General features: G+C 39.1%; 12 protein-coding genes. 9 read left to right on the forward strand and 3 right to left on the reverse strand.

Annotated features, from left to right (window positions below; genetic code table 11):
* The first annotated feature begins 629 nt into the window (after positions 1-629).
* Positions 630-1,862, forward strand: a complete 1,233-nt coding sequence (gene ampH / locus ABN080_RS12400) for a D-alanyl-D-alanine-carboxypeptidase/endopeptidase AmpH (RefSeq protein WP_197269636.1) — start codon at positions 630-632, stop codon at positions 1,860-1,862.
* 71 nt (positions 1,863-1,933) lie between these two features.
* Here ampH and lptG read toward each other — a convergent pair whose 3' ends face one another.
* Together lptG and lptF are read right to left on the reverse strand one after the other, a co-directional pair.
* Positions 1,934-3,013 carry an LPS export ABC transporter permease LptG gene (lptG, locus tag ABN080_RS12405; protein WP_115351194.1) on the reverse strand — a complete coding sequence of 360 codons (1,080 nt, stop codon included), beginning with the start codon at positions 3,011-3,013 and terminating at the stop codon, positions 1,934-1,936.
* A complete protein-coding gene (gene lptF, locus ABN080_RS12410) occupies positions 3,013-4,110 on the reverse strand; it encodes an LPS export ABC transporter permease LptF (RefSeq protein WP_349441189.1) in 1,098 nt (365 codons plus the stop codon). The genes lptG and lptF overlap by 1 nt, the downstream gene beginning before the upstream one ends.
* A gap of 286 nt (positions 4,111-4,396) precedes the next feature.
* On the opposite strand from lptF, the gene pepA reads away from it, so the two are divergent.
* The 7 genes from pepA to ABN080_RS12445 all read left to right on the forward strand — a co-directional run bounded on the left by pepA (position 4,397) and on the right by ABN080_RS12445 (position 12,572).
* Positions 4,397-5,905 (forward strand): leucyl aminopeptidase, encoded by a 1,509-nt coding sequence (gene pepA, locus ABN080_RS12415; RefSeq protein WP_349441190.1) that lies wholly within the window; start codon positions 4,397-4,399, stop codon positions 5,903-5,905.
* A gap of 105 nt (positions 5,906-6,010) precedes the next feature.
* Positions 6,011-6,460, forward strand: a complete 450-nt coding sequence (locus ABN080_RS12420) for a DNA polymerase III subunit chi (protein ID WP_006535638.1) — start codon at positions 6,011-6,013, stop codon at positions 6,458-6,460.
* A 14-nt stretch (positions 6,461-6,474) separates the two neighbouring features.
* Positions 6,475-9,363, forward strand: a complete 2,889-nt coding sequence (locus ABN080_RS12425) for a valine--tRNA ligase (RefSeq protein WP_340894823.1) — start codon at positions 6,475-6,477, stop codon at positions 9,361-9,363.
* Between the two features lie 373 nt (positions 9,364-9,736).
* Positions 9,737-10,246, forward strand: a complete 510-nt coding sequence (locus ABN080_RS12430) for a GNAT family N-acetyltransferase (RefSeq protein WP_371032880.1) — start codon at positions 9,737-9,739, stop codon at positions 10,244-10,246.
* Positions 10,247-10,667: 421 nt separating this feature from the next.
* Positions 10,668-10,835: a YhfL family protein gene (locus ABN080_RS12435; protein ID WP_036914671.1), complete on the forward strand. Its 168-nt coding sequence runs from the start codon at positions 10,668-10,670 to the stop codon at positions 10,833-10,835.
* Between the two features lie 210 nt (positions 10,836-11,045).
* Positions 11,046-11,405: a tetratricopeptide repeat protein gene (locus tag ABN080_RS12440; RefSeq protein WP_349441192.1), complete on the forward strand. Its 360-nt coding sequence runs from the start codon at positions 11,046-11,048 to the stop codon at positions 11,403-11,405.
* A gap of 297 nt (positions 11,406-11,702) precedes the next feature.
* Positions 11,703-12,572, forward strand: a complete 870-nt coding sequence (locus ABN080_RS12445) for a pirin family protein (protein WP_349441193.1) — start codon at positions 11,703-11,705, stop codon at positions 12,570-12,572.
* Between the two features lie 110 nt (positions 12,573-12,682).
* Here the strand turns inward: ABN080_RS12445 and rraB are convergent, their stop codons facing one another.
* Positions 12,683-13,117, reverse strand: coding sequence for a ribonuclease E inhibitor RraB (gene rraB / locus ABN080_RS12450; RefSeq protein WP_349441194.1), 435 nt, complete (start codon positions 13,115-13,117; stop codon positions 12,683-12,685).
* Positions 13,118-13,301: 184 nt separating this feature from the next.
* Between rraB and argF the strand changes: the two genes are divergently transcribed.
* Positions 13,302-14,306: an ornithine carbamoyltransferase gene (gene argF, locus ABN080_RS12455; protein WP_349441195.1), complete on the forward strand. Its 1,005-nt coding sequence runs from the start codon at positions 13,302-13,304 to the stop codon at positions 14,304-14,306.
* Positions 14,307-14,477: the final 171 nt, after the last annotated feature.

Consider the following 14,477-nt stretch of genomic DNA (forward strand, 5'->3'; position numbering starts at 1 on the left):
AGTTTAATTTCACGTTCCCACAATCACTAAATTATTACAAAATATGACACAGTCTTATATTGCATTTATAAAATATTGCAAATAACTCCAAATTCGAATCAACTTGGATTAAAATCTTAAAAAACCAAAATTTATAGAAATTAAACACCATCCATTAACATTTGCTTGATATACACATTTTAACTTAATAATAAAGAAAAATTAATAATAGAGTTAAAATATACGATAAACGAGGGAGATTGTAACTTAACGGTAATACTTATCTCATTTTTAGATGAGAAATAGGAGAGAATTATCTTTTTATGATGCAGTTTTTCTTCACTATCTTTATATCAGAGACAATTTGACACATTTAATGTCAACTTTCTGATAACTGGCACTTGCACTGATAGACATTCTTATTTCTGATAATATAATCAAAATTTGGTTTAAATCGGATTAGAAGGCGGTGTTATGGGCATTGTTGGCTGGATTATAACGGGTATATTTGTTGGTATTATCTTAGGTGCCGTATTAAAAATGATAAAGAAAAAATAGCGCGACGCGATAAGAAAGGCACCAAATTAAAACATAAACCACTTATGTTGATCGCACTCCTTTCACCTCACTGACTTCTGTTGAAAGTAAAAATGAAAAAACATTTTCTAAAATATCTTATGATCCCAGTCGCTTTGCTGACATTGAATGCCTGTAGCCAGCATTCATCGCTGCCACCAGCAACGCAACCTTCTATGTTAAATCAGCAGAATAATAATGTACCTGAACTTACACAATGGCCTACAGCATTAAGCCCTAATGTGAGTAATGCGCGAGTGTTGTTTGATAAATACTCGTCTCAAATCTATCAAAAAAGTAATCCTCAAGGCATGGTTATTGTCATGATCAATAACTCTCAAACCTTAAATCGTGCTTTTGGAACCACAACACCAGAAAGCCGCAATACACCATCCATGAATTCACTTATTCGTATTGCTTCAATTACAAAGTTAATGACCAGTGAAGTCATGTTAAAACTACAAGATGATGGGAAATTATTAGTTACTGATCCATTACAGAAATACAATTACTATGGTGTTGATATCCCATTAGTGAGAACTCAATCACCTATCCGTCTTTATCATTTAGCTAGTCATACCAGTGGTTTTCCTCGAGAACAACCAGGTGGAAAATGGGGAAGACCCGTTTTTATTTGGCCAACTCATGGCGACCGTTGGAACTGGTTAAAAAAAGCAACATTAACATCGCCTGCTGGAGATCAAGCTGCATATTCAAATTTAGCGTATGACTTATTAGCAGATGCCTTAGTGAAAGCATCCGGTAAAAGTTATCCGCAACTATTAAAACAATATGTTACTCAACCGGCAGGAATGACCAATACCACATTGACGCCAACCCCCGCACAATGCCAACGATTATTAGTCGGGTATAAACCAAGCCCATGTTCTGACACGATAGCAGCAGCAGGAAGTGGTGGTGTGTATTCAACGCCAGCAGATATGCAACGTTGGATGCAAGGCTTTTTGACCTCTCATAATGCCATGCGAAAAGCAACAGCAAGTAAAGAGCAGTCTGTCTATTTTCCTCGTAATCGGCTCTCTTCAATAGAAGGAATGGATGTTGCGGGTCGTGCCGATGGTGTAGGTTTAGGCTGGGTTTATATGGCTCCAGCTAATGGAGTTCCAGCTATCTACCAAAAAACTGGCGGTGGTGGTGGATTTAATACCTATATGGCAACAATACCTGAATTAAATATTGGTGTATTTGTTGTGATCACTCGTAAACCAAATGGCACTAAATTTAGTGAAGTGACTCAAGGTACTAATGCTCTTGTTCGCGCACTTGCCAAAGACTTCTATCAGTAGTGTTCAGTCTCTCGCAATAGTGCTAAAAAAAGCGCCTTTAAGGCGCTTTTTGCTTTTTAGTCTGCTGCTATCTAACGATTACGCCTCATCAATAGCCATAAACTTAATGTTAGGAATAATATTCCTGGCACTAATGCTGCAATCACAGCAGGTATGCCATAAACCAAACTTAATCGTCCTGAAACTTCATTGACGATATAGAACAGGAAACCAAAAGAGATACCTGTTAAAACTCTTAATCCCATTGGCACCGTACGTAATGGGCCAAAGATAAATGACAATGCCATCAGCATCATTACTGCAACAGAGACTGGTGCAAAGATTTTTTTCCAGAAATTCAGCTCATAGTTTGCTGATTCCTGTCCACTCTGTTTGAGATATTTAACATATTGATAGAGCCCACTAATCGATAATGCATCAGGATCTAAGGCCACAACGCTCAATTTTTCTGGCGTTAATCGTGTTGGCCATTCAAGTGATACTTGTTTTTTGCCTGTGATTTTTTGTGGATCTGTTAAGTCTGACTGTTCGACTTGTTTTAACATCCACGTTTTTTTATCGACATCATAGGTTGCACTTGATGCATAACGCACAATTTCTAGTTTTCTATCATTATTAAAATCATAGAGTGTGATGCCTTGCATCTCATTTTGGCTCTTTATTCGGTTGATATGAATAAATTGGTTGCCATCTTTAGCCCACATACCACGGTTAGTGGAAACTAAAGAGTTACCCATGATTTTTTCAGCGCGATAGTTACGTGCATATTGTTCACCTTGTGGTGCCCCCCATTCGCCAATCAGGACTGTCAACAGTACTAATGGAATAGCGGTTTTCATCACAGAGCCAGCAATTTGCAAACGTGTAAAACCAGATGCCTGCATGACCACCAGCTCACTGCGAGTTGCCAATGCGCCTAACCCTAATAATGCACCAAGTAACGCAGCCATGGGGAAGAAAATCTGCACATCTTTAAGGATATTTAAGATCGCATAAATACCCGCATCAAGTGTAGTGAAATCCCCTTGCCCTACTTTACGGAGTTGATCGACAAATTTGATAATGCCAGATAGAGAAACCAGCAAAAATAGTGTCATCAAAATCGACTGTAAAATAGTACGCCCGATATATCTATCTAATACACCAAACATCAGGCAACTCCTTTCTTAAAGCGAGCTCGGAATTTACGCATAGGCAAGGTATCCCAAATATTCAATAAGATAGCTAAGCCAAGATAAACACCATTAACACTCCACATCGCAATGAGAGGATCAACTTTTCCTTTTTCGCCATTAGAATGTAGCGAACTTTGTAATAAGAAAAAGACCAGATAAAGCAACATTGCGGGTAACATACTTAATACTCGGCCTTGGCGTGGATTAACCTCACTTAAAGGCACTACCATCACAGCCATAATGACAACAGAGAAAATCAAGGTTAATCGCCAATGGAATTCAGCGATAGATTCTGTTTCATTAGAATGCCAAAGTTCCGTCATCGTTTTTTGTTCTACACGATTACTGCTAATGGTAGATTCACGATGCCCGATAACAGCTTGGTAGTCATTAAAATCGGTGATACGAAAATCACGTAATACAGCCGTACCTTCATAGCGAGTTCCCTCACTGAGCACAACAATCTGATTTCCGTTAGGCAATTCCTTGGTATAGCCTTTATCTGCCACCACAACCGATGGACGCTGATCTTGCGTTGGACGTAACTGTGCGAGGAACACATCTTGGAATTGGTTACCTTTCACGCTACCAAGATAAAGCACCATATTACGGTCACTGGACATTTTAAATTGTCCTTCCATCAAGGCCGCCAAACTTGGATTTGCCTTGGCATCTTCAAGCACTTGCTCTTGATGTGCTGATGACCATGGAATAAGCCAAATAACATTCCCTGCGGCTAATACGCTGGTCAGTAATGAAAGCAATAATGCTGCTTGCACTAATGCTTTTTTACCTATCCCACACGCATTCATGACGGTTATCTCACTTTCAACATAAAGTTTGCTGTAAGTCATCAGAAGCCCAAGAAAGAGGCTTAATGGAAGAATAAGCTGTGCCATCTCTGGAATTCCCAGCCACAGCAGAGAAACCACGAGGTTTGTAGGAATGTTACCTTCAACAGCAGCCCCTAAAATTTCAACCAGTTTCTGGCTAAAGAAGATAAGCATCAAAATAAATAAGATGGCTATCTGACTTTTAAGGGTTTCCCGAGCTAAATATCGAATTATAATCACGCTAGTTATGCCTGTGAAAACTTGTCTTTTTGCAGGAAAATCGCTAACTTCGTTGTATATCTATCATTTGTGCATCTCAGTTAGACATTCTTGCAGCCCAAATGATATCAAAACATGCTATAAACAGGTTCCCAATAAGAACAAGCTTATAAGTTAGCTAAATTAGTTGTGTTCAATTAATGCATTTAGCTTAACATAAAAAGTAAACTTTCTATGGGGTAGATTAATGCGGATCACTATTCTAAACGATACTTTCCGTTTTTGTCTTTAATATTCAGGAGAACGCATGGAGTTTAATGTAAAAAGCGGCAGCCCAGAGAAACAACGCAGCGCTTGTATTATCGTGGGGGTGTTTGAGCCTCGTCGTTTATCTCCGATCGCGGAGCAACTTGATAAAATCAGTGATGGCTATATCAGCGCCTTATTACGCAGAGGTGAGCTGGAAGGCAAAGTTGGACAATCATTGCTGTTACATCATGTACCTAATGTTCTCTCTGAGCGCGTTTTACTGATCGGTTGCGGTAAAGAGCGTGAGTTGGATGAACGTCAATATAAACAAATCATTCAAAAAACCATTAATACGCTCAATGAAACTGGCTCAATGGAAGCAGTCTGCTTTCTCACTGAGTTACATGTTAAAGGTCGTAATAACTACTGGAAAGTACGTCAAGCGGTTGAGACTGCAAAAGACTGCCTCTATACTTTTGATCAGCTAAAGAGCAATAAGACAGAATTACGTCGTCCATTACGTAAGATGGTCTTTAATGTTCCTACTCGCCGAGAACTACCTAGTGGCGAACGTGCTATTGCTCATGGTTTAGCTATCGCATCAGGCATTAAAGCATGTAAAGATTTAGCAAACATGCCACCCAATATCTGTAATGCAGCTTATTTAGCTTCTCAAGCACGTCAATTGGCAGACTCTTCTTCAAATGTTTCTACGCGTGTTATTGGCGAAGAGCAAATGAAAGAGCTCAACATGAATGCTTACCTTGCAGTAGGCCAGGGCTCTCAAAATGAATCTTTAATGTCTATCATTGAGTACAAAGGCAGTAAAGATCCTGAAACTCGCCCTATTGTATTGGTGGGCAAAGGGCTAACATTTGACTCTGGTGGTATTTCTATCAAACCTGCTGACGGTATGGATGAGATGAAATATGACATGTGTGGTGCTGCAACAGTCTATGGTGTGATGCGTGTGGTTGCAGAACTGCAATTACCGATTAACGTCATTGGTGTACTAGCAGGTTGTGAAAATATGCCGGGTGGAAAAGCCTATCGTCCTGGTGACATTTTAACAACCATGTCCGGCCAAACCGTTGAAGTATTAAACACTGATGCTGAAGGTCGCTTAGTGTTATGTGATACGTTAACTTATGTTGAACGTTTTGAGCCTGAGTTAGTTGTCGATATCGCAACATTAACAGGTGCATGTATGGTGGCTTTAGGTCATCACTACAGTGGATTAATGTCTAACCATAATCCATTAGCACATGAGTTAATGAATGCATCAGAACAAGCTGGTGACCGCGCTTGGCGCTTACCATTAGGTGATGAGTTCTATGAACAAATCGAATCTAATTTTGCTGATTTAGCCAATACAGGTGGTCGCTTAGGTGGTGCAATTACTGCTGGTTGTTTCTTAGCGCGTTTTGCGACGAAATATAACTGGGCTCACTTAGATATTGCGGGTACAGCATGGCGTTCTGGTAAAGCCAAAGGCGCAACAGGTCGTCCTGTTTCTTTACTGTCTCAGTTCTTACTTAATCGCGCAGGTTTGAATAGCGACGAGTAATACCGCATAATTATCAGGGTTAAGGTATTACCCTATTATTATGGTAAATAGCGCAGACTCCAAGAAGGGTATTGCAACGCAATACCCTTCTGTTATCGGGATATCATGAAAAACGCCACGTTTTATTTAATGGAACACCCATCAATACACGATGATTTACAGGCTCATGAGTGGCTTGCCTGTCAACTTACCGCTGAACATTGGCGATTAGGCAAACGTATTTTATTGGTTTGTGAGTCTCAGGCTCAAGCTGAATTGCTTGATGAGGCATTATGGGCCAGAGAACCTCATCAGTTTGTTCCTCATAATCTTGCAGGTGAAGGCCCTCGTTATGGCGCTCCTGTTGAATTATGTTGGCCTGGAAAACGTGGTAATGCACCTCGTGATCTCTTGATTAATTTGCAATCGCAATTCGTAGACTTTGCCACAGCTTTCCATGAAGTGATAGACTTTGTACCTATTGATGAACAATTGAAACAGTTGGCGCGTGAACGATATAAAATTTATCGTAGCGTCGGCTTTACTTTGACAATGGCTACGCCGCCAACCTATTGAATACGTAAAAAAATATGGAAAATAAATCCGCACCGAAAGAGCCATCGCTCGACACAACTTATAATCCAGCAGAGATTGAACAACCTCTGTATCAGCATTGGGAAAAAAACGGCTACTTTAAAGCCAATGGCGATACAACAAAAGAAAGCTTCTGTATCGTGATCCCACCGCCAAACGTCACTGGTAGCCTACATATGGGCCATGCTTTCCAGCAGACCATTATGGATACCATGATCCGTTATCAGCGCATGCAAGGTAAAAACACTTTATGGCAATCAGGGACTGACCATGCGGGTATCGCAACTCAAATGGTCGTTGAGCGTAAAATTGCTGCTGAAGAAGGTAAAAATCGTCATGACTATGGTCGTGATGCATTTATCGACAAAATTTGGGAATGGAAAGCTGAATCAGGTGGCAACATTTCTAACCAAATGCGTCGTTTAGGTAACTCTGTTGATTGGGAACGTGAACGTTTCACAATGGATGAAGGGTTATCGAAAGCGGTTAAAGAAGCTTTTGTTCGCTTACATAAAGAAGATCTTATCTACCGTGGTAAACGCCTTGTAAACTGGGATCCTAAATTACATACTGCAATTTCTGATCTAGAAGTTGAGAACCGCGAAGTTAAAGGATCTATGTGGCATCTGCGTTATCCTTTAGCGGATGGGGCAAAAACAGCAGAAGGTAAAGATTACCTCATTGTTGCAACAACACGTCCTGAAACCATGTTAGGTGATACTGGTGTTGCGGTTAATCCAGAAGATCCTCGTTATAAAGATTTAATTGGCAAAGAAATTATTCTACCAATCGTAAACCGTCGTATTCCTATTTTAGCGGACGAACACGCTGATATGGAAAAAGGTACAGGTTGCGTAAAAATCACCCCTGCCCACGACTTTAATGACTATGAAGTTGGACGCCGTCATCAATTACCCATGATTAATATCATGGACTTTGATGGCAATATCCGTGCTAGCGCAGAAGTCTTAGACACCAATGGTGTTGAGTCAGATGTTTACAGTACTGAAATTCCAGAAGCCTACCAAGGTATGGAACGCTTTGCAGCACGTAAAGCAATGGTTGCTGAATTTGAACGTCTAGGTTTATTAGAAGAGATCAAACCTCACGATTTAACCGTACCTTACGGCGACCGTGGTGGTGTCGTTATCGAGCCTTTATTAACAGACCAATGGTATGTTCGCGCGGCGCCTTTAGCGAAACCTGCGGTTGAAGCGGTTAAAAATGGCGATATCCAATTTGTACCAAAACAGTATGAAAACATGTACTTCTCTTGGATGAATGATATCCAAGATTGGTGTATTTCTCGTCAACTGTGGTGGGGTCACCGTATTCCGGCTTGGTACGACAATGAAGGTAATGTTTATGTTGGTCGTGACGAAGAAGAAGTGCGTCGTGAAAACAATATCGCCGCTGATGTGGCATTACGCCAAGATGAAGACGTACTCGATACGTGGTTCTCATCTGCACTGTGGACATTCTCAACATTAGGCTGGCCTGAAAATACCGAAGCACTGAAAACATTCCATCCAACGAATGTATTAGTCAGTGGCTTTGATATCATTTTCTTCTGGATTGCTCGCATGATCATGATGACCATGCACTTCATCAAAGACGAAGACGGTAAACCGCAAGTTCCATTTAATACGGTTTATATGACGGGTCTTATCCGTGATGAAGAAGGCCAGAAGATGTCAAAATCCAAAGGTAACGTACTTGATCCTCTGGATATGATCGACGGTATTTCATTAGAAAACCTGTTAGAAAAACGTACTGGTAATATGATGCAGCCACAAATGGCTGAAAAAATTGCTAAACGTACTAGCAAAGAGTTCCCAGAAGGTATTGAAGCACACGGTACAGATGCCCTGCGCTTTACCTTAGCGGCATTAGCTTCAACAGGTCGCGATATTAACTGGGATATGAAACGCCTATCTGGTTACCGTAACTTCTGTAACAAGCTGTGGAACGCAAGCCGCTTTGTTCTGATGAATACTGAAGATCAAGATTGTGGCTACCAAGGTGGTGAGATGACATTCTCACTGGCTGACCGTTGGATCTTAGCTGAATTTAACAATACCGTTAAAGCCTATCGTGAAGCGTTAGACAACTATCGTTTCGATATCGCTGCGGGTATTTTATATGAGTTCACTTGGAACCAATTCTGTGACTGGTATCTTGAGCTATCAAAACCTGCGGTACACAAAGGTAATGATGCACAAAAACGTGCAGCACGTCATACACTGATTGAAGTGTTAGAAGGCTTACTGCGTCTTGCTCACCCTATTATTCCATTTATCACTGAAACAATCTGGCAACGAGTGAAGGAAGTTAAAGGCATTGAAGGTGAAACCATCATGCTACAAGCTTTCCCTGAGTTCGATGCTTCATTAGTGGATGAACACGCACTTAGCGATCTTGAGTGGATCAAAGAAGTGATTGTTGCAGTTCGTAATATCCGTGCTGAAATGAATATTGCTCCGGGCAAACCACTTGATGTTATTTTACGTGGTGCAGATGACAATGCTAAGCGCCGTGTCAGTGACAATATTGGTTTCTTAAAAGCGATGGGTCGTTTAGCTGATATTCGTCCATTAGCAGAAAGTGAAGAAGCGCCATTATCAGTGACTAAATTGGTTAGCGGTGCCGAATTGCTTATCCCAATGGCAGGCTTTATCGATAAAGATGCAGAACTTGCACGTTTAGATAAAGAGCTTGAAAAAGTAGAGAAAGATATCACAACTTTAGACAGCAAATTATCTAACGATGGTTTTGTTAGCCGTGCGCCAGAAGCGGTTGTTGCTAAAGAGCGTGAACGCTTAGCAACATGCTTAAGCGCAAAAGAAAAGCTAATCGCACAGAAAGTCTCTATCGCCTCTTTATAAGCACTATCGCTTTAAAGACACTGAGATTGTTAATAAAAACCCGCGTTTATCGCGGGTTTTTGCTTAGTTTTTTTCAGCAAAAAATAAAACCATTTTTCACTTCATTTTTTACTATTCTCGGTTCTATACTCGTTAATATATCTTTCTATCCCTTATTTTCGCTTAAATTTAATCACCCACTAAAATATAACGCTAGAAATAAAGGGAATAGGTAAGCAAAGAAAACGAGCTAACGGTTTACAAACACGCTTAATCAATTAAGATAGTTTTCGTAGCTATCCGTGCTACTTTCAATGAAGAAGTTCCTTTCCGGTGCTCTCTCAATACGTAATCAAAAAATATTCTACTAATAAGTGAAACGATGAGTGCAACTATGACTGCAACCCAAATTATAGCCCCAAATATTATTATTCGAGCGATTGAAGAAAAAGACAATGCAGGTATTGCACGCGTTATTCGTGAAGTCTCTGCTGAGCACGGTTTAACTGCTGATAAAGGCTTTGCGGTTGCCGATCCGATTTTAGATACTCTCTATGAAGTTTATCATCAGCCACGTAGCGCTTACTGGGTTGTTGAAATGGAGGGAGAAATTGTTGGCGGTGGCGGTCTCGCACCACTTGCTGGTGGTGATGGCAATACCTGTGAATTACAAAAAATGTATCTTTCATCCAAACTGCGTGGCAAAGGCATTGCAAAAAAAATCGTTCTACAATCTCTTGAGTTCGGTAAAGCACAAGGCTTTAGCCGTTGCTATTTAGAAACCACCGACATCTTAAAAGCGGCGGTGGGCTTATATGAGAAATTAGGATTCGAATTTATTGATGAAGCCTTAGGTAATACAGGACATAGTGATTGTGAAATTCGTATGGTGAAATCACTTTAAGCGTTCTCGTTGTTCCCTACGTAATACAATAAATAAAATAAGTACGACTTTACCCGCATTTCTTATGCGGGTTTTTATTATCAAAAATAGCATCTATAAACACAAATTCTATTTTTTAAAATGATATAAAAGAACTCTATTTACCCTCTATTTGTTCAAATTGATTTATTATTAAATTATTAGCTATTTATTATTCAATAATTCCTTATCTTAAATATCATTAAAAAATACAAGTTTATTTTTTTACTCATTTCACTCTGGATAATTATATTTCACTTCTTAAGTTAAATATTTTTTAGCATCTTTTCTATTTTAAATTTTCTTATTTTTTAGATTGCTATTTATCGCTAATTTAATATCTTTATGCAGATAAAGTCATGTAATGGCTTTTATAACTCTAAAATTTAAAAGGAATTTTTTCATGAAAAACTTTGTTAAAATTGCACTTATTGCTTCTGTAATTACCGTAATGACTGGTTGTACTGGTAGCGTGTACAATAAAGAAAAAGACTGTAACTACGACTACTTACTGCACCCAGCAGTTTCTATTTCTAAAATCATTGGCGGTTGTGGCGACACAAGCAAATAAGATTTAAGAAATAAACGTATTAATAAACTACATTCTGACTTATTGTTGCTAAGAAAGAATGTGGTTTTTATTTTTTCATATTTTATATTTCCAACCATTTTTCATGGTTCGCATTCCTCACCATCATAAGAAATCAGAGCTTAGTGTTTCCATTTTAATGGAAGATAGATTAAATTAATCATTAATAAAATCTATTTTAGGTAATTTTATATGACATTAAACTACAAGATTATTATCGTCACATTATTTTTATCTATTCCTATATTGGCCTATTCCTCCCCCCAAGTTAAATGCATTTCCGAAGAAAAAAACTTTTCCACATGTGAGATATTAGCAAAACAAGGAGACGATAAGGCATTATTAGTACTTGGACGTTTCTATGAAACGGGTACTGGAATTGAGAAAAATGTAGAGAAAGCAGAACAAATCTATCAACTCTTAGCAGATAAAAATGATGCTGATGGATTTAATCAACTGGCAATGCTTAAAGAAGATCAGGGTAAAAAACAAGAAGCTATCAAAGATAGGAAGGATCTAATTACAATGAATTTGCTAGATTTACTGTACTAATATGGTTTTGGTAAAAAATGTGATATCAGCCAAGCGATAAAAATATACTAAAATGCGGTAAATAAAGATGTATAAATATTTAGCCTTTCGTAGTCACCAAATTACACATTCAATCAATATGCCTATTTATTTTTAGAAGTTTGTTCATTTTTTTTGAACACCATCAACAAATTCCCCCTATTTTGTTCATCATGAGAACACTCTATGATCAGCTTCATTAAGAAATCGCAATAATCTGTATTACCTCCTTCTGTGTCTTGGTTATTGCGGTTTCTTTCCTTAACTCGGAGAACAATCATGACTATCAGACAGATTAATCATATTTATTCGGCGCCAAATTCACACTGGGTAGGTAATGGCTTTCCAGTCAGCACCTTATTTTCCTATCAGGAAAATGGTGAGAAACATAGCCCGTTTCTGCTGATGGATTATGCCGAGCCAACACTGTTTAAACCTGTTACCAATGCCCGTGGTGTAGGAGCACATCCTCATCGTGGATTTGAAACCGTAACAATCGCCTATCAAGGTGAGGTTTCTCATCATGACTCTAAAGGCCATGCAGGAACTATTACCGCAGGTGATGTGCAATGGATGACAGCCGCTTCTGGCATTTTGCATAAAGAGTATCACTCTGAAAAGATGACTAAAGAAGGTGGCGTACTGGAGATGGTGCAACTTTGGGTAAATCTGCCGACAGCGTACAAAATGACACAGCCTCGTTATCAGGCGCTGAAAGCAGAGGATATCCCTCATGTTGGATTACCTAATGATCAAGGCTATGTCCGAGTGATCGCAGGTAATTATGCTAATACCCAAGGTATCGCAATGACCTACTCACCACTTAATGTGTGGGATTTGCACTTAAATCGTGCTGGTGTTTCACACTACAGTATTCCTGAAGGTCATAATGCAATGCTGTTTGTGGTGAAAGGTGCTGTACATATCAATGACAGTGAAATTGCCCGTCAACATGACATGGTAGTATTAGATAATTATGGCGATACACTGACATTAGAATCAATGGGTGACACCATTGTTTTAATTCTCACTGGTGAGCCAATTAATGAACCAATTGCAGGACAAGGGCCTTTTGTAATGAACACTCAAGAAGAGTTACAACAAGCTTTTGATGATTATGACAATGGCAAATTTGGTGTGATGGATTAATGGCTCTCCCCTTAAAACCAATAACACCAGTCACAAAGCAGTAATTTTGTGGCTGGTGCTATTATTTTGCACTGATAAATCAGGTACAAAGGGACAACATTTAGCAAAAATTAATGTAAGCGTGATGACTTATCAGACTCTTCATCTTCGCCGTCTTCGTCTTCACCGTCTTCATCATCATACTCAGCGTCAGGATCTTCAAAGTAAGTTCCCCAACCATCGTAATAAACACCCATTTTTTCAGCTAAATTCATTAACTGTTCAACTTGAGCATCAATAAGCTCAGCATTTAAACCGCTTTCACTCACAGCATCAAAGCAAACTAAAATTTCACCTGATTCTACTTCAATTTCTTCAGGTTCAGTCACTTCATAACCTAATTTAAATACTTCAACTGCCGCTTTTTCTAGTGTTTCGAAGTTTTCACAAGAGATGTGGTGTTCGATAGCATACAGCGCATCAGGATCACTACCATCTTCAAGTAATTCTTCAATAATAAGACGTGTTTCTTCACGTTGTTCTGCTAATTCTTTGCTGTCCGCCATAATCATGCTCCGCAATAGTCTGAAAAGGTATCTTGTTCATTCTCCCACAGGGCGAATCAACACTCCATACCTAATATGATGTGCTTATCGCAGACTGTCTAAATTAAAAGTTTTCCTCTAGGGGTTGATGATGAATATTTATTGATATAAATTGAATATAAATTCAATTACAGGATATCACTCTATGAACCCTTTTTATCAAAAATCATTCTTACGTTTACTGGATTTTTCACCCGCTGAAATTCAACAACTACTTACATTGTCAGCACAATTAAAAAAAGCCAAAAAATCAGGTAAAGAAACTCAATATCTTGCAGGAAAAAATATTGCGCTTATTTTTGAAAAAGACTCAACACGTACTCGTTGTGCCTTTGAAGTTGCGGCTTTTGATCAAGGCGCCAGAGTGACTTATTTGGGGGGCGGAAGCCAAATTGGGCATAAAGAATCCATCAAAGATACCGCTCGAGTATTAGGCCGTATGTATGATGGTATTCAGTATCGGGGTTATGGGCAAAAAACGGTAGATGCCCTTGCACAATATTCAGGTGTACCTGTTTGGAATGGTTTAACCAATGAATTTCACCCAACCCAGCTGTTAGCAGACTTACTGACTATCACAGAACATCAAACCAAGCCATTATCAAAAACCGTATTTGCTTACCTTGGTGACGCTCGTAATAACATGGGAAATACTATGCTGGAAGCAGCAGCGTTAACAGGTATAGATTTACGTTTAGTTGCACCTAAAGCATGTTGGCCTGATGCAAGCTTAGTGGCTCAATGCCAAGATGTTGCCAACAAGAATGGCGGAAAAATCATACTTACAGAAAATGTGGCTGAAGGTGTTAAAAATGCTGATTTTCTTTACACCGATGTATGGGTCTCTATGGGTGAACCAAAAGAAGTTTGGAAAGAGCGTATTGCGTTACTGAAGCCTTATCAGGTCAATATGAATGTTGTTAAATTAACAGGAAACCCAGAAGTCAAATTCCTTCACTGTTTACCGGCTTTTCATGATGAAGAAACCACAATGGGTAAAGCATTAGCGGAAGAGTTTAACCTATATGGCGGTTTTGAAGTCACTGATGAAGTATTCGAATCAAAACACAGTATTGTGTTTGATGAAGCAGAGAACCGTCTTCACACCATAAAAGCCGTGATGGTAGCGACCCTTGCCAATCCGTTCTGAAATACATAATCATGCAAAACACCTATTTTTTCTCGATTAAAAAATAGGTGTTTTCTTCGTTTTATCTCAAGCTTATTGATTTTTAAATCAAAAAAAAAATTTTAGAAAAAAATAAAAGCAAACGCTTGCGTGCAAAGCTAAGATGCGTATAATGCGCCACAATTTGTCAGG

This window comes from Proteus sp. fly-1089 (assembly GCF_040138965.1).
Classification (GTDB): Bacteria; Pseudomonadota; Gammaproteobacteria; order Enterobacterales; family Enterobacteriaceae; genus Proteus; species Proteus vulgaris_B.